The sequence below is a fragment of the Rossellomorea aquimaris TF-12 genome, from assembly GCF_001648555.1.
Classification (GTDB): domain Bacteria; phylum Bacillota; class Bacilli; order Bacillales; family Bacillaceae_B; genus Rossellomorea; species Rossellomorea aquimaris.
In genome coordinates, this window is record NZ_LQXM01000027.1 from 306,698 (window position 1) to 328,300 (window position 21,603).

A 21,603-nucleotide genomic window follows, 5' to 3' on the forward strand; every position below is an offset into this window, starting at 1 on the left:
CTTTCAAAAAAATGGGTGTCTTAATACCATTTTATTTGACTTTTTACGACAGTTATTTCTCTAATTATGCTATAATGGGAATGTTCTAGGGGGAATGATGATATGAAGGAAAAATGGAACATGCTACTAGAGAAACTAGATCCTGCAAAGAGGTTCTTTACAAATACGAGATTTCAAAAGCGAGCAAGAATTACATACGGAGTATTTTGGAACTTAGCATTGATTCTAATTGTTGTGTTTGTACTTGGTTTTACTTTTGCAGGAGCTGTTGGAGCAGGATATTTTGCTTCCCTTGTAAAAGAAGAACCTATACGTCCTTATGATCAGATGAAAAAGGACATTTATAATTATGAAGAAACTTCTCAACTTTACTTTGCTGACGATGTGTATCTGGGGAAACTTAGAACAGACCTGGAGCGCGAAGAAGTTAAACTTGAAGATGTTTCTGAATACCTACGTAATGCTGTCATTGCCACGGAAGATGAATACTTCAAAGAACATAACGGTGTCGTACCTAAAGCGATTTTTCGAGCCGTACTACAAGAATTCACAAATTCATCCACACAATCAGGTGGAAGTACTCTTACTCAACAGCTGATCAAGAATCAAATCCTTACAAATGAAGTCTCCTTTGAAAGAAAGGCAAAAGAAATTCTTTTGGCTCTCCGATTAGAGCGATTTTTTGAGAAGGATGAGATTTTAGAGGCGTATTTAAATGTTGCTACATTAGGACGTAATTCTTCTGGACGCAATATCGCTGGTGTACAATCAGCTGCACGAGGAATTTTTGGTGTAGATGCTAAGGATTTAACCTTGCCTCAAGCTGCTTTCATCGCAGGGTTACCACAAGCTCCATTCTCTTACACACCGTTTACGAACGATGGAAAAGTTAAAGAGAATTTGGAACTGGGAATGGCTCGAAAGAACGTTGTACTCTATCGAATGCACAAAGAAGGCTATATTACGAAAAAGGAACATGATGAAGCAGTCGATTATGACCTGTCAAAAGATTTCATTAAGCCGAAAGCTTCACCAAACGAACAATATCCATGGTTAACAGCTGAACTTGAAAGAAGAGCTGTCGACATTATGATGGAAGTTTTGGCAAAAAAAGATGGTTATTCTAAACAAGACATCGAAAATAATGACGAGCTTGAAGAAAAATACCATACATTGGCTGACCGTAATGTACGTCAGAGTGGATATGAAATTCACTCTACCATTCATAAAGAAATTTACGACAGCATGCAAAAAACAAAAAATGAATATAAACAATATGGTATTGATCATGTTGATACAGTAACGGATCCTGAAACAGGAGAGGAAAAGCAAGTGCCTAGACCTGTTCAGGTCGGAGCCATGATGATTGAAAATAAAACGGGAAGAATCATCAGTTTTATCGGCGGCCGTAATTTTGAAATTGAACAGATTAATCACGCTACTCAATCTTTAAGATCCAACGGTTCAACAATGAAGCCACTACTTGCTTATGCACCAGCTCTTGAGTATGGAACCATTTCACCAGGTTCACCAATCCCTGATGTGGAATTCACCATAACCGATGGAAGTGGAGCACAATGGTCACCGGAAAACTATTCACATAGAGAACGTGGCCTTTATCCAGCAAGATTGTCTTTAGCTGAATCCTTAAATATTCCAGCTATTAGAACCTATATGAATATTATGGACCGCGGTCCGTTCAATGAGTTTTTACCGAAGCTTGGATTCACTACTCTAACAAGATCAGATAATAACCCTTCTCTTGTATTAGGGGCCACTACTACTGGCGTATCCGTAGAAGAAAACGTCAATGCTTATACAACATTCGCCAATGGTGGTAAATTCATCGATGCATTTATGATTGACAAAATTGTTGATCAAGATGGGGAAATTGTCTATGAACATAAGGTAGAACCCGTGGACGTATTCAGTCCAGAAACAGCATTCCTAACCATCGATATGATGCGCGATACACTGAATAATTCTCGTGGTACCGGTCGATACGCTAAGACCTATTTGAACTTCTCTGCAGATTGGGCCGGGAAATCCGGAACGAGCCAAGATTACCATGACCATTGGTTTGTCGCTTCAAATCCAAACATTACGTTTGGAACATGGTTTGGTTATGACAAGCCTTCTGATCTAAATACACCAAGGTCAATCCAACAGTACGGACATTATGGCTTACGAAATATTCGCTTATGGTCGTATTTAATGAATAACTCGAGGGATATTGCTCCTGACTTAATCGACCCGGATGCATCTTTCCAAAGACCTGCAGGAGTCGTCCAACGTTCCTTCTGTTCTATATCAGGTCTATTGCCATCGGAAGCTTGTAGTCAAGCTGGATTGGTAAAGAGTGATTGGTTTAATGCTAAGTATGTTCCAACAAAAACAGATGACAGCTTACTTAAGAGTCGTTATGTTACGATCAATAACAAGAAATACTTAGCGCTTCCAAATACACCTGATGAATTTTCAGAGCCTGGGGTTATCTTAAACCCGGACTTTGTGAAAAATATGTTTGGCTCCTTACCAGGAGATCCAACTAAATTAATTCCTCAGGACGATGAACGATTTAAAAATGTTCTCATTGCTGAAAACAAAATCACTGATGATGGAGCTGCACCTGGATCGGTTAAAGCTTCCGCAAATGGAAATAAGATCAGTTGGACTTCCTCAGCTAGTGGGGACGTGGTCGGCTATCGTGTTTACAGTAAATCCGGAAGTAAAGTAGGCAGTGTTAAATCTGGTGCTAGCTATTCTGTTTCTGTCGGAAATGGAGAGTACTATGTGGTTGCGGTTGATGTTGCTGGGAAACAATCAAAGCCTTCTAATACCGTCCAAATAGGAAAACCTGAATCAAAGCCTGAACCAAAGCCTGAACCGAAACCGGAGCCGAAGCCTCCAAGTGAAAAGCCAAAACCTGATAAGCCAGATAAGCCTGAACCACCGCCTCCTGCTGATGGCGGCGGTGACGGAGGAACCGAACCTCCTACGGAACCAGAACCACCTGCTGAGCCTCCTTCTGAATAAAGTTAGATAGATAAAAAACGAGCAAGAGGAAAAATCCTTTTGCTCGTTTTTTGTATGGGAATTTAATGATTTAAGGTGACATTGAAATATCTATCTGCCATTCCACAAAATACGACACTCCCCCCTGTTCCCCACAAAAAACCCCACTCCATTTAGGAGCAGGGTCTCTTACACTATTAATCTTCCATCGTACTTAAATCACCCGTTGGCAAGTCTAATTCCCAAGCCTTCAGTACGCGACGCATGATTTTTCCGCTTCGTGTTTTTGGCAGCTTGTCGCGGAATTCAATTTCTCTAGGTGCTGCATGGGCAGCTAACCCTTTTTTCACAAACTGGCGAATTTCTTCTTTTAATTCATCTGTTACTTCATAGCCATCACGTAGAGCAATGAACGCTTTGATAATCTCGCCACGAACTGGATCCGGCTTTCCGATTACTCCTGCTTCAGCTACTGCCGGGTGTTCTACTAGCTTGCTTTCTACTTCAAAAGGTCCGACTCTTTCTCCTGAAGTCATGATGACATCATCAATTCTACCTTGGAACCAGAAATATCCATCTTCATCCATATAAGCTGAATCACCTGAAACATACCAGTCACCCGGCATAAAGTAAGAATCATACTTTTGAGGATTATTCCAGATCTGATGCATCATAGATGGCCAGCCCTTCTTAATAGCTAAATTCCCCATACGATAAGGTGGAACCTCATTTCCTTGGTCGTCCACAATCGCTGCTTTTACACCTGGAAACGGTTTTCCCATTGATCCTGGCTTAATTTCCATACTAGGGTAATTACAAATTAACTGACCACCCGTTTCCGTCATCCACCACGTATCATGAATTCTTAGATGAAAGACCTTCATTCCCCAGCGTACGACCTCTGGATTTAAAGGCTCTCCTACACTTAGGATGTGACGAAGGGAGCTTAAATCAAACTCCTTCACGACTTCATCTCCTGCTCCCATTAGCATTCTAAATGCCGTTGGAGCACTATACCAAACCGTTACACCGTAGTCTTCGATGGTTTTATACCAATTTTCCGGTTTAAAACGACCTCCCACAATGACATTCGATGCACCCGTCAGCCACGGACCAAAAATTCCATAAGAAGTTCCCGTTACCCAGCCTGGATCTGCTGTGCACCAATAAACATCTTCCTCTTGTAAATCAAGGACCCATTTAGACGTTTGATAATGCTGGATCATGGCATTATGGACATGTAGAACTCCTTTAGGCTTTCCTGTGGATCCTGAAGTATAATGAAGAATCAATCCATCATTTCGATCCACCCACTCTACTGAAAGTTTATCGCTTGCTTCGTTAAATTTAGATAAGAAATCTATATGAGTATCATCTTCTTCAACGTTCTCCCCAATTAAAAATACGTGCTTTAAATGTGGGAGCTCGCTTACTGGTACTCTACTTAATAATTCTGGTGTTGTAATTAATACCTTTGCTTCACTGTCCTCCAGACGATCGCGAACAGCACCTTCCATGAACGCTTCAAAAAGTGGTCCTACAATAGCACCTAGCTTAATGGCTCCGAGCACAGAAAAATAAAGTTCAGGCGATCTTGGCATAAAGATAAAGACGCGGTCACCTTTCTCAACATCACCGAAACGTTTGAGTACATTTCCAGCTTTATTTGATAATTTTTTCATTTCAGAGAAGGTGTATTTCTCATTCCGTTCAGAATCTCGATAATAAAGGGCGACCTTATTTTTTCTGTAAGTTTCTGCATGACGATCAATTGCTTCATGGGCTAGATTTACTCGTCCAGTTTCATTCCATGAAAATTCCTTCTCTACTTCTTTCCAATCAAATGTTTCATAAGTATCTTCATAGTTTTCTAAATTATAGTTTCCTTTTGTCACTGGTAGCGCTTCCACTTTCATATACAGCATCCCCCTTATGTAAGAAATTACAATCTTATTATAGTACAAAATTGATATTTTCTCAATTTTTTAAAAAATCTGCTATTACAATATGAAGGACATTTATTTACTCACTCTCTTTAGGTAAGGATGTTTTTCCAATAAAATTAATTCAATAATAATATGTGATTGGGCCAGAATACCTACAAATTGTGCCACTTTACACTGAAATTGGGCTACCTTCAAAGAGAATTGTGCCAAATTGTGAACGCCTTGAATTATCATTAAAAAATGGAAAACCTACTAATCTATTTCTCCTTTTACCGTCTGAAAATTTCGTGAAATCGCTTTAATTTTTTCTATTTCATGTATAATAGATTTGAGGAATATCATTAGGTGGTGTCTGAATGAAATTGAAAAAAACCTATAATGCAACAGAGTTAAAAACAGCAAAAGGAAATCTAATCATTGAAGGTCCAATCCCTTCAGACGAATTAGCGCGTTTGGATTTTCATGAAGACCTGGTCGCTTTTAGACCTCCTTCACAGCAACATAAAGCACTTTTAGAGATTGCTAATTTACCAGAAGGAAGAATCCTTATCGCAAGAGACAATCATACGATTGTTGGGTACGTTACATATCTTTATCCTGACCCACTTGAACGATGGTCTCAAGGAAAGATGGATAATCTGATTGAACTTGGTGCCATTGAGGTTATACCTAAATTTCGCGGAGCGGCAGTCGGTAAAAACCTCCTTAAGGTTTCCATGATGGACGACAATATGGAGGACTTTATTGTTATTACAACGGAATACTACTGGCACTGGGACTTAAAAGGAACAGGCTTAAATGTGTGGGAATATCGTAAAGTAATGGAAAAAATGATGAACGCAGGCGGGTTAGAATATTATGCAACAGATGATCCCGAGATCAGTTCACATCCTGCCAATTGTTTAATGGCTAAAATCGGAAAACGAGTGGATACGGAATCTATTCAAAAATTTGATCAACTTCGCTTTATGAATCGCTTTATGTACTAATCTAATGCAAGTCAGTTAGTTTTCTAAAGGGGTGGAGAACATGATTGTAGAAGAGATTATGAAGACAAAAGTCGAAACGTTACAGGCAGAGGATACGATAGAATCTGCCATCAGGGTAATGAGGGAGAAAAAGATTAAACACATCCCTATTATCAATCATGAGATGGAAGTCGTTGGAATTGTGAGTGACAGAGATGTAAAAGACGCTACACCTTCCATATTCCATAACGATTCAGCAGCAGCTGAATTAAAAAAACCAATCAAATATATTATGAAAACAGAAGTCATAACAGGTCATCCATTAGATTTTGTTGAAGAAGTGGCTGCCTTGTTTTTTGAGCATCATATTAGCTGTCTTCCTATATTAAAAGAAAATAAACTGGTAGGAATTATTACTGAAACTGATTTACTTTATACACTCATTCAATTGACTGGTGCCCATCAACCCGGATCTCAAATTGAAGTAAAAGTGCCTCATAAAGCAGGTATTCTGTATGAAGTTGCAGGTATTATTAGAAGGCATAACGCCAATATACAAAGTGTACTCGTCTATCCGGATAAAAAGGATGAGTCTTATAAAATACTTGTATTTCGTGTAAGAACGATGAATCCAATGAAAGTGATTGACGACTTGAAGAAAGAAGGGTATGACGTGTTATGGCCAAACATGCCGGGAATTTCCTCATGACGAAAGATGCTGTCTTCATCTATTCAGATGAACTGCTAGGGTATCGGTTCTCTGATCAGCATCCCTTCAATCAAACAAGATTAACTCTTACTATGGACTTATTGAGTGAGATCAATGCGTTGGATCCTGATGAGATTGTTCCTCCTAGGATTGCTACTGATGAAGAGTTATTCTTAAATCATGACCCTAAATATGTAAAAGCTGTCAAGAGAGCAAGCGTTGGCCAGCTTCCTCTAGAACAGGCAGAAGGTTTTGGAATTGGTACAGAGGATACCCCCATATTTAACGGAATGCATGAAGCAAGTGCGTATCTAGTAGGTGGAACCTTAACGGCTGTCGATTATGTCATGACAGGTAAGGCAAAGCACGCCCTGCACTTAGGCGGTGGACTTCACCATGGCTTTAAAGGAAAAGCTTCTGGCTTCTGTATTTATAATGATAGCTCAGTGGCTATTCGTTACTTGCAGGAAAAGTATGGAGCCAGGGTGCTTTATGTAGATACGGATGCTCATCATGGAGATGGTGTTCAATGGTCCTTTTATGATGACCCTACTGTTTGTACCTTCTCCATTCATGAAACCGGTCGTTATTTATTCCCAGGTACCGGGAATATTAATGAGCGCGGTCATGGTAAAGGGTATGGGTATTCCTTTAATATACCCTTAGATGCCTTTACAGAAGACGAGTCTTGGCTTGAGGCCTATGAAACATCTTTTCGGGAAATCATTGAGTTCTTCAAACCCGATGTCATCTTAACCCAAAACGGTGCTGACGCTCATTATTACGATCCATTAACACATCTTTCAGCCACAATGAAAATTTATAAGGAAATCCCCCGCATTGCCCATGAGTTGGCTCATGAGTACTGTGAAGGTAAATGGATTGCAGTGGGTGGAGGAGGCTATGATATATGGAGAGTCGTTCCAAGAGCCTGGTCCCTCATATGGTTGGAAATGACTGGCCGAATGAACGCCACCACTTCTTTTCCAAAAGCTTGGAGCGAAAGTTGGAATAGTAAAGCAGGAGTTCCTTTACCTTCTGAATGGTTAGATTCAGAAGACATCTATCCTCCTATTCCAAGAAAAAAAGAAATCACTGAGAAAAACAAACAAACCGTAGATAAAGCTCTTTATTCATTAAGACAACAATTGCGTCAGAAACCCTCGAGCTAAAGTTGGTTTTTCAGACAAAAAAAGAACCTTTCAAAAGGTTCTTTTTTTCTATTCTTGAAATGATGGGTCAGAAATAATCACTTCTACTCGGCGATTTTTCTGTAAGTTGTCCAGTGTATCGTTTGGAGCGATTGGGCGCGTGTCCCCATATCCCACAGCCATGAAACGTTTCCCATCCAAATTTTCACTTTGAACTAAATACCGAATGACACTACTTGCCCTCGCAGAAGAAAGCTCCCAGTTCGACGGAAAACGATACGTGTTGATAGGTCGATTATCCGTGTGCCCTTCTACTTTCACAAAGTTAGGAATCCTTGTCAGAAGATCTCCCACTTTATTTAAAAAGGGATAAGCACTTTTTAAAACAGTGGCTTCACCTGAAGCAAATAATGTCTGTTCTTGAAGGACAAGAACAACTCCACGTTCTGTTCTGGTTGCTACAACGACATCACTTAATTTATTATCTTTTAAATAGGTTTGAATTTCTGATAAAAGTTGGTTTAATTCTGCATTGCTTTCCTCTCTGATTTGAGGACGAGGCTCTCTAGTTACTTTTTGATCTGTGTCCTTATTGTCATCCTCCATTTCGATCTCTGGTTCGCTTGAAGGATTTTCAAACGGAATAACCGAAGGATAAAATTCCAGAATTTGCCTTTGTTGAAAAGATTCTGCAATGGCCCTGAATTTCACAATATCAATCTGAGACATGGAGAATAAAAGAATAAAGAATACTAGAATTAGAGTGATTAAATCAGAAAAGGTCACCATCCATTTAGGTGCGCCTGCCGGAGGAACAGGTGGCTTTCGTCTACGCTTCATCAAAGGATGCCTCCTCTTGTTCCCTTTCCGCATGTTTTTGCAATTCTTCATTAGATAAGAATACACGTAGCTTCTCTTCTAATATTTTTGGGTTTTGTCCAGACTGGACACCGACAACACCTTCAATGACAATCTGCTTCATAAATACTTCTTTTTCTGTTTTCATAGCTAGTTTTGACGCCATTGGCAGAAAGACCAGATTGGCCAGTAATGTTCCGTAAAGAGTCGTTAATAAGGCAATGGCCATATTCGGGCCTAAAGTTGAAGGGTCATTTAAACTTTTTAGCATTAATACAAGTCCGATTAATGTACCGATCATCCCCCAAGCAGGTGCATACTCTCCTGCTTTGTCCAACAAGCTCTTATTTTTACGGTGTCTTTCCTCTAAAGCCAATATCTCGGCATTCATAATGTCTACAATCACGTCAGGCTCGATTCCATCCACTGCAAGAAGGACACCTTTTTTTATAAAAGGGTCCTCCACAGCTTCCACTTCAGCTTCTAAAGCTAGAAGACCTTCTCTTCTTGCTTTTTCCGAAAGTGTCACGAAGGTTGCAATCAACCTTGGCAAATCGTAATCCTCGTTTCGGAAGGATTCTTTCATTACTTTCCCTAACTGCTTTAATTCTTTTATAGAAAAGCTAACCAACATGGCACCAACCAGCCCACCTATTACGACTAAAAAGGATGGTATGTCGATAAAAGAACTAAAGCCTGTTACTCCTGCATTGGTAATAATGGCAAATGCAATAAAAAGAAATCCTACTACAACTCCAATTGGCGTAAGAATATCGAGCTTTTTCATTATGACTCTCCCTACAAATTAAGTTCTGTTTGTCTATATTCCTTATATCGACAAACTTCTTATTTTGTTGAGTTTCGATGTTCTACCCGATGAGGTAACACGACAGTAGACTCTTCCACTGTTTCTTTATTCATATATTTCGTCAGTAACCTCATAGCCACAGCACCGATATCATAAAGTGGTTGTACTACTGAAGTTAATTGTGGTCTAACCATAAGAGCAAGTCTCGTATTATCAAAGCTAATCACTTCTACTTCTTCTGGAATTGAAACACCTTGATCTTGAGCTCCATGCACAACACCTAGTGCCGTTTCATCATTTCCAACGAAAATAGCCGTTGGACGATCATCTAATCCGGAGAACTTTTGCCAAGCTTCAAGTCCTGAATCGTAGGTGTACTCGCCTTCAATGACTAATTCATCATTGTATTCAACCCCTGCCGCTGCAAGAGCTTCTCGATAGCCTTCTAATTTAAATTTCATATTAATGGTATCGTGGAAAGGTCCACTAACAAATCCAATACGTTTATGTCCTTTATCTAATAGCTCCTTCACTGCATCAAAGGAGGCTGCCTTATAGTCAATGTTAACGGAAGGAACTTTATTGGTTTCTTCCACCGCACCAGCCAATACAATCGGTACTGGTGAGCGTTCAAATTCCTGGACATGTTCTTCAGAAATATGCCCACCTAAGAATAAAATTCCATCTACTTGTTTACCAAGCATCGTGTTTAATAAGTGTAGTTCTTTCTCAGCATTTTGATCTGAGTTACTCAAAATAATATTATACTTATACATCGTGGCAATATCTTCAATTCCACGTGCCAGCTCGGCATAGAAAATATTAGAGATATCAGGTATTATCACGCCTACTGTTGTGGTCTTTTTACTTGCTAATCCTCTTGCTACTGCATTAGGTCGATAACCAAGTCGATCGATTACCTCTACCACTTTTTTTCTTGTTGCTGGTTTAACATTTGGATTTCCATTTACTACACGAGAAACCGTTGCCATTGAAACATTCGCTTCTCTTGCTACATCATATATTGTAACGTTCATTGTTTACACTCCTTTTACTCATCTTCTCATTACTGTTATTCTACACTAAATAATCCTTAAGAAAAAAGCGATTACAATAGTTTGTTAAAAAATGCACATAATTATGTTGTATCTATTGGTTTCAAAGTGTCATTAGTATATTTATCTGCAATTCTGTACATAATCATACGATAGTCTATATATTACTGCAACGACTCTGCATTAATTTACAATAAAAATGATCTCTTCTTCAAGATTGTTTTTTTTAAAAGAAGAAATTCGTAGTTGATTAGGTTCGAAACAACAATTAAAAAGGGTTGAGTTCTGTAATAGAACTCAACCCTTTTCTATTTAAATACTTACACTTCAATTGTACGGCCTTTTAATAGCTCTTGGTAAAAATGATCAAACTGTTCTAGATCCATTTGCTGTGCTGAATCTGATAATGCGACCGCTGGATCAGGATGTACTTCTGCCATGACACCATCTGCTCCAATAGCAAGAGCAGCTTTAGCTGTTGGAAGGAGTAAATCTCTGCGTCCAGTAGAATGAGTAACATCCACAAATACAGGTAAATGAGTTTCTTGTTTTAAAATAGGAACTGCTGAAATGTCCAGCGTATTTCTTGTTGCTTTTTCATACGTTCGGATACCACGTTCACAAAGAATAATGTCCCCATTCCCCTGTGAAATAATATATTCTGCTGCATTAATGAATTCATCAATCGTCGCAGCTAAACCTCTCTTTAATAAAACAGGCTTCTTCACAGCTCCAGCCGCTTTTAACAATTCAAAGTTTTGCATATTTCTTGCCCCGATTTGTATAACATCTATATATTCTAACGCCTTCTCTACATCGGCAGGATTTACAATCTCACTCACAACGGCAAGATCATATTCATCTGCCACTTTTTTAAGAATTTTCAGCCCTTCAATCCCTAAACCTTGGAAATCATAAGGGGACGTTCTTGGTTTGAAGGCTCCACCTCTAAGCAGTTTAAGTCCTTTTGCTTTCACGGCTTTTGCCACTTCAGCAACTTGCTCATATGATTCAACAGCGCACGGACCAAAAATGAAGTGAGGCTTTCCATCTCCAATGGAATCTCCATTAATCGTCACAATCGTATCATCTGGTTTCTTTTTACGTGAAACAAGTAACGCCTTACGATGATCGTCCTTTTGCAACTCTAACCCGGCTTTGAAGACTTCTTTAAAAATATGTTCAATGGTCGAATGTTCAAATGGACCATCATTATTTTCTTTAATAAGATCTAACATACCTCTTTCACGAACAGGATCATATCGGTATACTCCTTGAGTTTCCTTCACACGCCCGATTTCCTGAACGAGCTTGGCACGTTCATTAATGGTGTCTAGTAGTTTTAGGTTCATCTCGTCGACTTTTCTTCTTAATTGATCGAGCTCTTGATTACTCACAATACAGCACCCTTTCTTATTTATCCTGTTCATACATAAAAAAAACTGTTATTAGTTTTATGAAAGTATGATACATTTTTTATAGATATTGAAACTAATTATAATAGAACCAAACACAAATGTCACGAGAAAATTCTTTATTAATTAAACGCTTTTAAGCACTAAAGTATTTTAGTATTGTATGAGACTTGTTAAAAGAAGGTGTTTACCATTGCAAAATAGTCAAAAGATTTTTGCATTAGATATCGGAACCCGTTCCGTTGTAGGAATAATATTAGAAGAAATATCGGATTCATTTCAAGTTACTGATATCTTAGTGGAGGAACATAAAGAAAGAGCCATGCTGGACGGTCAAATCCATGATGTTCCTGCTGTTGCAGAAGTTATTTCAACGATTAAGGAAAAGCTGGAAGAAAAGCATGGTCCCTTACACAAAGTGTGTGTAGCTGCTGCTGGAAGAGCTCTAAAAACCGAAACCTCTTTCGCGTCCCTTGATATAAAAGGAAAGCCTCTTTTAAAAAAAGACGACATCCTTCATTTAGAGCTAAGTGCCGTACAACAAGCACAAGCAAAAGCTGCTGAAAATCAGCATGACACAAAGAGCTATCATTATTATTGTGTAGGGTATTCGGTCTTATTTCACCGTTTAGACGGTGAAGAAATTGGCAGTCTTATCGATCAGCAAGGCGATGAAGCGAGCGTTGAGATAATTGCTACTTTTCTTCCAAGGGTTGTCGTAGAATCATTAATTGCCGCTTTGAACCGTTCAGGTTTAGAGATGGAGGCTCTAACGCTTGAGCCTATAGCCGCTATTAATGTGTTAATACCACCTTCCATGAGACGATTAAATGTAGCCCTTGTAGATATTGGTGCGGGTACTTCAGATATTGCCTTAACCAATATGGGAACCGTAACAGCTTACGGAATGGTCCCAACAGCCGGAGACGAAATTACTGAAGCCATCAGCGATAGCCTGTTACTCGACTTCCCATTAGCAGAAAAAGCTAAGAGAGAGCTTCATACATCAGACGAGATTACGGTAACGGATATATTAGGCTTTGAAAACCAGCTTCCTTCAAGTGATGTTGTTGAACAGATTTCTCCAGCCATTCACCACCTGGCTGAAGAAATCGCAAAGGAAATACTTCGCTTAAATAATCAAAAGCCCCCACAAGCTGTCATGCTTGTAGGAGGAGGAAGCTTAACACCAAGCTTACCTAAGAGGTTAGCATCTGCCTTGCAGCTTCCTGAAAATCGAGTCGCAGTAAGAGGCGTCGATGCCATACAAAACTTAACATTTGCTGACAGTATATCGAAAGGACCGGAACTTGTGACACCGATTGGAATTGCCATTGCTGCCAAACAGGCACCTGTTCAGTACATATCCGTACAGGTTAATGACCAGCCTATCAGACTATTTGAAGTAAAGGATTTAACTATAGGAGATTGCATTTTGGCAGCTGGCCTTAGAATGAGTAAGCTTTATGGAAAGCCAGGAAATGCCTTATTTATCAAAGTGAATGATCAGGAAATCACGTTGCCCGGAGAACACGGAAATCCTCCTATTATCATGAAGAATGGTCAACCAAGTTCATTAGATGAAACCATCTCAAACAACGACATTCTTTTTGTAGAAAAAGGAGCAGATGGTCGCTCCCCTTCTGTAACCGTTGGTGACCTTCTTGATTCAGCTTCAAAAACAATTACAGTAAATGAAAAAACGTATACCCTGTCTCCACCCTTATATAAAAACGGACGAAAAACAACAACCGATGAAATCATTGAAGATGGGGATTCCATTTCAATGGAATCCAACGAAAACCTGGTAGATGTTCTTCACCAGTTAGGCTACATGGATTGGCTAGAAAGCTGGAAGCCATTTAGAATCACGATTGATGGGAAAGAAACATTTATTCCTCCATTTGGTGGAAAAATCTTTATTAATGGCAAAGAAGCGAGATCTACATCAAGAATTCAACACAACGACTGTATTTCCTTTCAATCTCCCATTAAGCCTACTGTTAAAGAACTTTTGTTAAAAAAACAACTAAATCTTGAAACCTCTATTCATATTCGTTTTAATGGGACATCTGTTGAACTGAGGAAAGAAAAAAGCAAAGTGATCCGAAACGGAAATCACTTGTCTCCAGAAGACCTTTTATATTCAGGAGATTCCATCTTCATCGAAGAAAAAGAAGTCAGCTCGTTTATCTTCCAGGACTTATTTAAACATGTTGAAATTGATATGCCTTCAAACTTCAAAGGATCATTCGTCCTCCTAAAAAATGGTGAAGATACAACCTTTTACGATCCTATTCAAACAGGCGATGAGCTAGAAATCGTTTGGCCAGAATCCTCCTAAGTTACCAAGCAGAAAGCAGATGGATGAATCCATCTGCTTTTTTGTTTATTGCTTTGCAGACAAAGTCTCTATTCTTAGGGTTAGAACGATCGGAATCAGCTTCCGATACGTTATCCGTTCGTTTGGTTGATTTTCCCGTAACATTTTAAGTTTTTCCGGGAGAAATACTCGTTTATCCGTATGAATTTAGCATTTACCCGTCACAAAAACACTTTTATCCGTTTCACTGTGAACAATGATAATGATTCTATTTTAAAAACATGAAAACAAAAAAGGTACCAAAATCAAAATGATTCGGTACCCTTTTACAAAGTATATTATGATCCAACCTGACCAGGGATATCGCTTGAGCGGTTTGTTGGATGAATAGATTGATTGTTATTTGTTTCAGAAGTAGTCGAGTCTCCTGTTACCTCTTCACTTGCCTCTTTGACTTTCTCTCCAATTCCCTTTAGTTCACTTGCTGCTTCCTTGGTTGTAGAGATAATCTCAGATGAATCTTCCTTCACTTGATTGACTTGGTCTACAACATCTTCATTTACTTTTTCGTAAAGAGTTTGAGCGTCATTAATGGCTTCCTTTAAAACAGATGAAGCTGTTTTGATTCGATCCTGCCAATCGTTCATAACACCTGATGGATTTTCTTTCACTTGATTAACTACATCCATAGTCGAATCTTTCATGGTGCTTGTTGTGGATTGAACTTTTTTTCGAGTCGTTTTGTCTAGCATCGCTAATGCTCCTCCAACAACAGCCCCGACAACCATTCCTTTTAATAACTTACTACTGCTCTCATTCTGAGCTGTGTTCGTAGGTGTTACATGTAATTCTGTACGTTGATTTGATTGATTTCCATAAGATACTGGCTGAGTCATAAAATAAATCCTCCTATATATTTTTTATATTGTTATTAGGTAAATTCCCCTTATTTATAAAAATAAACGTCTATACATTATTTACCGAATGCTTATTACGACTCTGCACAATATAAAAAGAGAACCCTGGATATTTCAGGGTTCTCCAAATGGTTCTTATAATTTATTTAATTCTTTTTCAGTAATGTGCCAATGCGAAGCGTTCCATCCAGGCTTACCTTCAATAAATAAGAATGCCTGAGGGGATTCGTGTTTGATGCCATATTTTTCAACAATATGATTTGAAAGCTCTCTCGATTCTTGAACAGCTAAATAATATCCTTCTTCCTCACTACTATTTAAAAAAGCTTGATATTCACTGAAGGCATTTGAGCTGATTGGGCATGTTAAGCTGTGTTTCATAAAGAAAAAACGAGGGTTTGTTTCTGATAATTGCTCAAATTCTTGAACTGTATCGATCTTTTTCATCGTTTCGATCTTCCTTTCGTAATGTAAAATAAACATTTTTTCACAAAAAAACGGTGAAGTAATCATATCACTTCACCGTTGTTCTAATCAATTTTATTGATTGTAGGTTTTTTCTGTTTCATCAAAGGCTTTTTTTGTATCTTCAAGCTTTTGATTCACATCTTCTGTTTGTTGAACTGCTGCAGTTTCTCCAACGGATGCATCTTGTAGATCTTCATTCATTTCTTCTGTATCAGAGTTAGAACGATACGTTTTAATTTTTCCTACAACATTATTTGATTGTTCTTGAACTGTTTTTGAGATCGCAGACGATTTTTCTTTTGCAACTGCTGCTAACTCGTTGCTCTTTTCGACAGCCGTATCTTTCCATTGGCCCGTCTTATCTTTCCAAACGACAGCTTGTTCATTTAAATCATTTCGAAGGTCTTTACCTGATTTTGGAGCCAGTAAAAGTGCCGCGGCAGCACCAACAAAACCTCCAATTAAAGTTCCGATCATGAAATCCTTTGAGTTAATGTTGTTACTGTCGTTATTTTGGTTTTGGTTCTGATTGTTGTTCTGGTTTTGATTTGTCATCTAAAATTTCCCCTCTCTTAATTGTTATAAGATCTTGCTCTTTTAACCTTTTTTTCTTGAGTATATGCTTCATTAGGTGATTGACTATTTATTGTTACATCATGTTGACTTGGTTGATCTTTCTTTTGCTTCCATTTGTCTTTCAACTCAATGAAAGCATTCCCCCACTGAACTACTTGAGAGATTTTCGTTTGGTTGCGTTCAAGCTCTGTTGAAATGGAAGTACTTACTTTTTTGACTGAATTATTGAGTTTTTGAATTGAATGCCCTACATCTTTTACTGCATAAACAACAGTGTTTAAATCTTCAGATTTCCTTTGGATATCTTCAGCTAATAGGTTTGTTTTATGTAGTAATTCAGTAGACTCTTTTGTTACTCCCTGAAGCTGTCCCTCTAAACCATTTAAGGTTGTTGAAACACTATCCAGTGTAGTTCCAAGAGACTTCAAGGTTTTCATTACACTTAGTACTAAAATAAAAAAGGCAACTGCTATTACAGCAACACTTAGATAAAGAATGATTTCCATAAGCCACACCTCCATGTATAGAGATTCTTTACCCTTCCTATAAACAAATAAACATTATATTAGTATTTCTTCTTTTCCATAGTTAATTCCTGCTTAAATTTAAAAAATTACTGTTACAGTATTATTACTTTCTTTTCTAAAATTCTATTTATCATCCTATACCGTTTTAGGGTACAATAAAATGGAACTTAATGAGGGGGAATGAACAATGAAAGATCCACGTATTGAAAAATTAGCTAAAAATTTAATTACATACTCAGTTCAATTACAACCAGGGGAGAAAGTTTTAATTGAAAACTTTGGATTGCAACGTGAACTCGTCACCGCTCTTGTGAAGGAAGCATATGCAGCAGGTGGATATCCATTTGTATCAATTAAAGACCACTCAGTCGACCGTGCTCTTTTAATGGGTGCACAAGAAGAGCAATACAATATGATTGCTGATTTCGAAGCGAATGTAATGGAACAAATGGATGCATACATTGGATTGCGCTCAGGTGAAAATATTAATGAGCAATCTGATGTTCCTGATGACAAAATGAAAATCCACGGGAACACAATTGGGAAAAAAGTACATAGAGATATCCGTGTTCCTAAAAAGAAATGGGTTGTTCTTCGTTATCCAAACGCTTCAATGGCACAACTGGCAAAAATGAGCACAGAAGGATTTGAGGACTTCTACTTCAACGTCTGTAATCTAGACTACAGTAAAATGGACAAAGCGATGGATAACTTAGTACAGCTTATGAACAATACAGACAAAGTCCGCTTAGTAGGTGAAGGGACGGACCTTACTTTCTCGATAAAAGATATTCCAGCTGTAAAATGTGCAGGACGCTTAAACATTCCTGATGGTGAGGTCTATAGTGCGCCTGTAAAAGATTCTGTGAACGGAACTATATCCTACAACACTCCTTCACCATATAACGGTTTTACATTCGAAAACGTAAAACTAACATTCAAAGAAGGAAAAATTGTTGAAGCAACGGCAAATGATAGTGAAAGAATTAACAAAATTTTTGATACAGATGAAGGAGCAAGATATGTAGGGGAATTCGCTATTGGGGTAAACCCTTATATTCAACACCCAATGCAGGATATATTATTTGACGAAAAGATTGATGGCAGCTTCCATTTCACCCCTGGTGAGTGCTATGAAGAAGCATATAACGGAAACCATTCCAATATCCATTGGGATATGGTTATGATTCAGCGTCCTGAGTACGGCGGCGGTGAAATATACTTTGATGATGTATTAATTCGAAAAGACGGTCGATTTGTACTGTCTGAACTCGATGTTTTAAATCCAGAGAATTTGAAATAAATGAAGATAGTCACTCTAATGAGAAGGTTCATTAGGGTGATTTTTTTATAGGCTAATATAAAAAACGGCTCTAATGAAAGAGCCGTTTTTTATTTAACCATTCAGATCCTGTAAATGTTTTTCCAAGTTTTCTTCATAAGCTTGTTGGAATTTCTGTACATCTCCTGCACCCATGAAAATTAAAACGCTGTTTTCATGGTTTAATAGAACAGATGTATCTTGTTCCTCTATAATCTCGCAGCCTTCGATTTTACTTCCAAGATCATTGATAGAAAGTTTCCCGTGATTTTCTCTCGCAGAACCAAAGATCTCACATAGATACACTTTATCCGCTAAGCTTAACGTTTCAGCAAATTCTGAAAGGAACGTTTGGGTACGTGTAAAAGTATGGGGTTGGAATACAGCGATGATTTCTTTTTCAGGATATTTCTGTCTTGCAGAATCAATCGTTGCACGAATTTCTGTCGGATGATGAGCGTAGTCATCAATTAGGATTTGGCTACCTACTTCTTTTTCAGAGAAACGACGTTTAACCCCTTGAAAAGAACTTAAACGTTCTTGAACGATACTTGTATCAAGCTCTTCATAGTGGCAAATGGCAATAACTGAAAGTGCATTTAAAATGTTATGGTCACCAAAAGTAGGAATTTTAAAGGATGCATAAAACTCATTTCGTACAAACACGTCAAAGAATGTTCCACTTCTGTCTCTTGTTACATTTCGTGCTTGAAAATCATTTTCTTCAGCGAATCCATAAAATACTACCGGAACCTGAGCCTGTATTTTTTGTAATTGCTCATCGTCACCACAAGCGATAATTCCTTTTTTCACTTGCATAGCCATCTCTTGAAAAGCCGAAAATACATCGTCGACGTTGGCAAAATAATCAGGATGATCAAAGTCGATATTAGTCATGATGGCATAGTCAGGAAAGTAGGATAAGAAATGTCTACGATACTCACAAGCTTCAAATACAAAGTATTGTGCATCAACTTCACCTTTACCTGTTCCATCACCTATCAAATAGGATGTTGGTTTCGCACCACGAATGACGTGTGCCAGCAATCCAGTTGTAGATGTTTTTCCGTGAGCACCTGTTACCGCTACACTTGTAAATTTCTGCATAAAGTCTCCAAGAAATTTATGATATCTCGTAAGGGGTAACCCTTGTTCTACAGCTGCTTGAATTTCCTCATGTGTATCAGGAAATGCATTTCCTGCAATCACATGCATATCTCCACCTATGTTTTCTTTTTGAAAGGGAAGAATTTTTATATTTGAATCATCCAGAGCTTTCTGAGTAAAGAAATACTTGTCTACATCAGATCCCTGGACCTCGTAGTCCATATCGTGGAGAATTTGTGCTAATGCACTCATACCCGAACCCTTAATTCCTACGAAATGATATATAGTCATAATAGAACCTCCAACAATCGTCTATCTAAAAGCATTATATGAATTTTATTTTTTTTTGCTATCACATGGCAATGGACAAAGAGAAGCATACAGGCGAATGCGGTACATACTTTTGACCACATTTTTGTGCCACCAAGCCTCAAGCTAAAAATGCGTTACGCTTTTACTTTTTTATAAAGGCATAATCATTCTTTTACAGTACGTAACTTCCTTCAACTTGAAACATTATATCACTTTTTAAAATTCCTGACCATGCAGACATTACAAATGACTGGAAAGGATAAAATTTGGTGCCTCTTCCTTGAGGTATGTTCTCCATAAAACTCCAGTTTTTTGATTCATTTGACTATACTGTTCTTTCATCTTTGGTAGTGTATTCCTTGAATCAACGTGAAAAAGTGGACCAAGAACCCATTGGTGAGTGACGAGGGGGACTTTCCTCACAAAATATAATGATTCTCTTTCCATTTTTTGTTCAAAGCCTGATTGTTCCATTTTCATTTGCTCTACATTATTATGAATAATGTTCAGACCTTCCAAGATGGTGTAATCTTCTTCATCAGACCAATTTTTCAAGATGAGGGGCTCCCAGGCCGCCGTTAACACTAATACTCCAAGCATCCTAGTTGGTTCCGTCAGTTGCTGAGATTGAAGAAACTGAAAAAACAATGTTTGTCCCTTAATTGTTTTATAATCAAAGAGAAACCATTGCAGAAATAACTTCTCAGCTCTGTCTGATACTAGAGATGGCTCTTTCAATTGAAATCGTTTTGAAAATATCATTTTCCCTCGTACTTTTTCTCTTATATTGGTTTCCTTTAAAGCATAGTCATAGGCATTCGCATAAAGCTCTTTTATCTGTTCTTCTGCTATCTGTTGTTTCTTTTGCCTATATTGAAGTAAATCTAAAAGTTCTTTTTGTTCTGGCATCCTCTCACCTATTCAAATTCAACTTTTTCCAGTCGAGGATTCGGACGAAGCTTTCTACCAGCCTTCGCTTGGTGAACTCCATCAATGACCACGTTATCTCCTGTAAATCCGATGTGGATTTTTAACAGGCTACTACCCACTCCATACATATCAACTGGAACCTGGTTTTCTTCAAACTGCTGAATGCGATCTTCTTTAAAACCGCCAGATACAACAATTTTCACGTGCTCAAACCCTTCCTCGTCTAATGCATCTCTTAAAGCATTTATTAACTCCATATTGACTCCACGGGGATCAAACGTTCCGAGAACATGTTGATTACGGAGAAAATATTTATCGATCATCATTCTTGATGTATCTACCCTTACCCCTTTTAATTCTGAACCAAACTCTCTGGCAACCTTTAATGAATCTGTAATGACATCATTATTGTAATCAACAAGAGCAATGAGTTCATCTTCTGGAAATGTTTCTTTATATGCTTTTGTCGCTTCGACAATATCTCCATTGAATAATTGAATAAGAGCATGAGGCATAGTTCCCATCCCCTGCTTGCCCCACCATTCATTCATTGCATGAGTTGCCTGGGCAGTTGAACCACCAATAAATGCTGCATAGCCATCACCGGCTTGTTGCGTAAAGTGATCATCACGATCACCCATAAAAATAACTGGTTTCTGTTTACCTGAAACAGATGCCGCTTTCATCACGTTATAGACACTCGTTGCCACAGAAGTTCTTCTGGCTAAAATTCCATCTATGATTCCTTCTAAATAGCCAAAGTCTTGATAACGACCTTTTATGGTTAGAACGGTTTCAAAAGGGGAGATTTGGTCACCATCTTTTAATGAATGGATTTCAAGCTCCTCTGGATTATCCGCAAAGGTTTGAAGGAGTGCAATCACTTCATCTGTTCCGCAAATCACTGCATGATCCTTTTGAAAAAACTGCATCGTCACAACCGCATCGGGTTTATACTTTTTAGCAATTTCTTTTGTCTTTAGAAAATAAACAGCTGAAAACCAGCCTTCTTTGACTCTTTCGTCAAACTTAAATGTATGATTGGTTAATCTCTTAAGTTTCCCTTGAAGTTTTAATTCAATCTCTTTCATTACTAAAGCTCCTTATGGCTTTTTTACAAAAATAATAGGTATTCTGCTTATCAAGTCCATGTGGACATATATAAACAGAATACCATGTATTAAAGGATTGTACTAG

18 protein-coding genes are annotated in these 21,603 nt (G+C 38.2%); 6 read left to right on the top strand and 12 right to left on the bottom strand.

Features of this window, described 5'->3' with window-relative positions:
- Positions 1-102 precede the first annotated feature (102 nt).
- A complete protein-coding gene (locus IQI_RS10875) occupies positions 103-3,036 on the top strand; it encodes a transglycosylase domain-containing protein (RefSeq protein WP_064092659.1) in 2,934 nt (977 codons plus the stop codon).
- A gap of 176 nt (positions 3,037-3,212) precedes the next feature.
- Here IQI_RS10875 and acsA read toward each other — a convergent pair whose 3' ends face one another.
- On the bottom strand, positions 3,213-4,931 hold the full coding sequence (acsA, locus tag IQI_RS10880; protein WP_064092660.1) for an acetate--CoA ligase: 1,719 nt from the start codon (positions 4,929-4,931) through the stop codon (positions 3,213-3,215).
- Positions 4,932-5,317: 386 nt separating this feature from the next.
- Between acsA and IQI_RS10885 the strand changes: the two genes are divergently transcribed.
- Genes IQI_RS10885 through IQI_RS10895 form a run of 3 tightly spaced genes read left to right on the top strand, consistent with a single transcriptional unit; the run spans position 5,318 to position 7,810 of the window.
- The gene (locus IQI_RS10885; RefSeq protein WP_064092661.1) at positions 5,318-5,950 is read left to right on the top strand and encodes a GNAT family N-acetyltransferase; all 633 of its coding nucleotides are present in this window, start codon (positions 5,318-5,320) and stop codon (positions 5,948-5,950) included.
- Between the two features lie 40 nt (positions 5,951-5,990).
- Positions 5,991-6,638, top strand: a complete 648-nt coding sequence (locus IQI_RS10890) for an acetoin utilization AcuB family protein (protein WP_064092662.1) — start codon at positions 5,991-5,993, stop codon at positions 6,636-6,638.
- Positions 6,635-7,810, top strand: a complete 1,176-nt coding sequence (locus tag IQI_RS10895; RefSeq protein WP_064092663.1) for an acetoin utilization protein AcuC — start codon at positions 6,635-6,637, stop codon at positions 7,808-7,810. Before IQI_RS10890 ends, IQI_RS10895 begins: the two co-directional genes overlap by 4 nt.
- Before the next feature lie 48 nt (positions 7,811-7,858).
- On the opposite strand, the gene motS is transcribed toward IQI_RS10895, so the two are convergent.
- From motS to IQI_RS10915, 4 genes are all read right to left on the bottom strand, one after another.
- The gene (motS, locus tag IQI_RS10900; protein WP_064092664.1) at positions 7,859-8,629 is read right to left on the bottom strand and encodes a flagellar motor protein MotS; all 771 of its coding nucleotides are present in this window, start codon (positions 8,627-8,629) and stop codon (positions 7,859-7,861) included.
- A complete protein-coding gene (gene motP / locus IQI_RS10905) occupies positions 8,619-9,434 on the bottom strand; it encodes a flagellar motor protein MotP (RefSeq protein ID WP_064092665.1) in 816 nt (271 codons plus the stop codon). The genes motS and motP overlap by 11 nt, the downstream gene beginning before the upstream one ends.
- Before the next feature lie 59 nt (positions 9,435-9,493).
- On the bottom strand, positions 9,494-10,492 hold the full coding sequence (gene ccpA, locus IQI_RS10910; RefSeq protein WP_064092666.1) for a catabolite control protein A: 999 nt from the start codon (positions 10,490-10,492) through the stop codon (positions 9,494-9,496).
- Between the two features lie 338 nt (positions 10,493-10,830).
- A complete protein-coding gene (locus IQI_RS10915; RefSeq protein ID WP_064092667.1) occupies positions 10,831-11,907 on the bottom strand; it encodes a bifunctional 3-deoxy-7-phosphoheptulonate synthase/chorismate mutase in 1,077 nt (358 codons plus the stop codon).
- A 211-nt stretch (positions 11,908-12,118) separates the two neighbouring features.
- Between IQI_RS10915 and IQI_RS10920 the strand changes: the two genes are divergently transcribed.
- The gene (locus IQI_RS10920; protein ID WP_156509877.1) at positions 12,119-14,269 is read left to right on the top strand and encodes a cell division protein FtsA; all 2,151 of its coding nucleotides are present in this window, start codon (positions 12,119-12,121) and stop codon (positions 14,267-14,269) included.
- 317 nt (positions 14,270-14,586) lie between these two features.
- Here IQI_RS10920 and IQI_RS10925 read toward each other — a convergent pair whose 3' ends face one another.
- The 4 genes from IQI_RS10925 to IQI_RS10940 all read right to left on the bottom strand — a co-directional run bounded on the left by IQI_RS10925 (position 14,587) and on the right by IQI_RS10940 (position 16,715).
- Entirely contained in the window at positions 14,587-15,144 is a 558-nt protein-coding gene (locus tag IQI_RS10925; protein WP_064092669.1) for a hypothetical protein, read from the bottom strand.
- A 156-nt stretch (positions 15,145-15,300) separates the two neighbouring features.
- A complete protein-coding gene (gene ytxJ / locus IQI_RS10930) occupies positions 15,301-15,612 on the bottom strand; it encodes a bacillithiol system redox-active protein YtxJ (RefSeq protein WP_064092670.1) in 312 nt (103 codons plus the stop codon).
- A 93-nt stretch (positions 15,613-15,705) separates the two neighbouring features.
- A complete protein-coding gene (locus tag IQI_RS10935) occupies positions 15,706-16,188 on the bottom strand; it encodes a YtxH domain-containing protein (protein ID WP_064092671.1) in 483 nt (160 codons plus the stop codon).
- Positions 16,189-16,205: 17 nt separating this feature from the next.
- Entirely contained in the window at positions 16,206-16,715 is a 510-nt protein-coding gene (locus IQI_RS10940) for a DUF948 domain-containing protein (RefSeq protein ID WP_064092672.1), read from the bottom strand.
- 208 nt (positions 16,716-16,923) lie between these two features.
- Here IQI_RS10940 and IQI_RS10945 point away from each other — a divergent pair, with 208 nt between their 5' ends.
- The gene (locus IQI_RS10945; protein ID WP_064092673.1) at positions 16,924-18,039 is read left to right on the top strand and encodes an aminopeptidase; all 1,116 of its coding nucleotides are present in this window, start codon (positions 16,924-16,926) and stop codon (positions 18,037-18,039) included.
- Positions 18,040-18,132: 93 nt separating this feature from the next.
- Here IQI_RS10945 and murC read toward each other — a convergent pair whose 3' ends face one another.
- The 3 genes from murC to IQI_RS10960 all read right to left on the bottom strand — a co-directional run bounded on the left by murC (position 18,133) and on the right by IQI_RS10960 (position 21,497).
- The gene (gene murC / locus IQI_RS10950) at positions 18,133-19,455 is read right to left on the bottom strand and encodes a UDP-N-acetylmuramate--L-alanine ligase (protein ID WP_064092674.1); all 1,323 of its coding nucleotides are present in this window, start codon (positions 19,453-19,455) and stop codon (positions 18,133-18,135) included.
- 261 nt (positions 19,456-19,716) lie between these two features.
- A complete protein-coding gene (locus tag IQI_RS10955; protein WP_064092675.1) occupies positions 19,717-20,385 on the bottom strand; it encodes a hypothetical protein in 669 nt (222 codons plus the stop codon).
- 8 nt (positions 20,386-20,393) lie between these two features.
- A complete protein-coding gene (locus IQI_RS10960; RefSeq protein WP_064092676.1) occupies positions 20,394-21,497 on the bottom strand; it encodes a nicotinate phosphoribosyltransferase in 1,104 nt (367 codons plus the stop codon).
- Positions 21,498-21,603 lie beyond the last annotated feature (106 nt).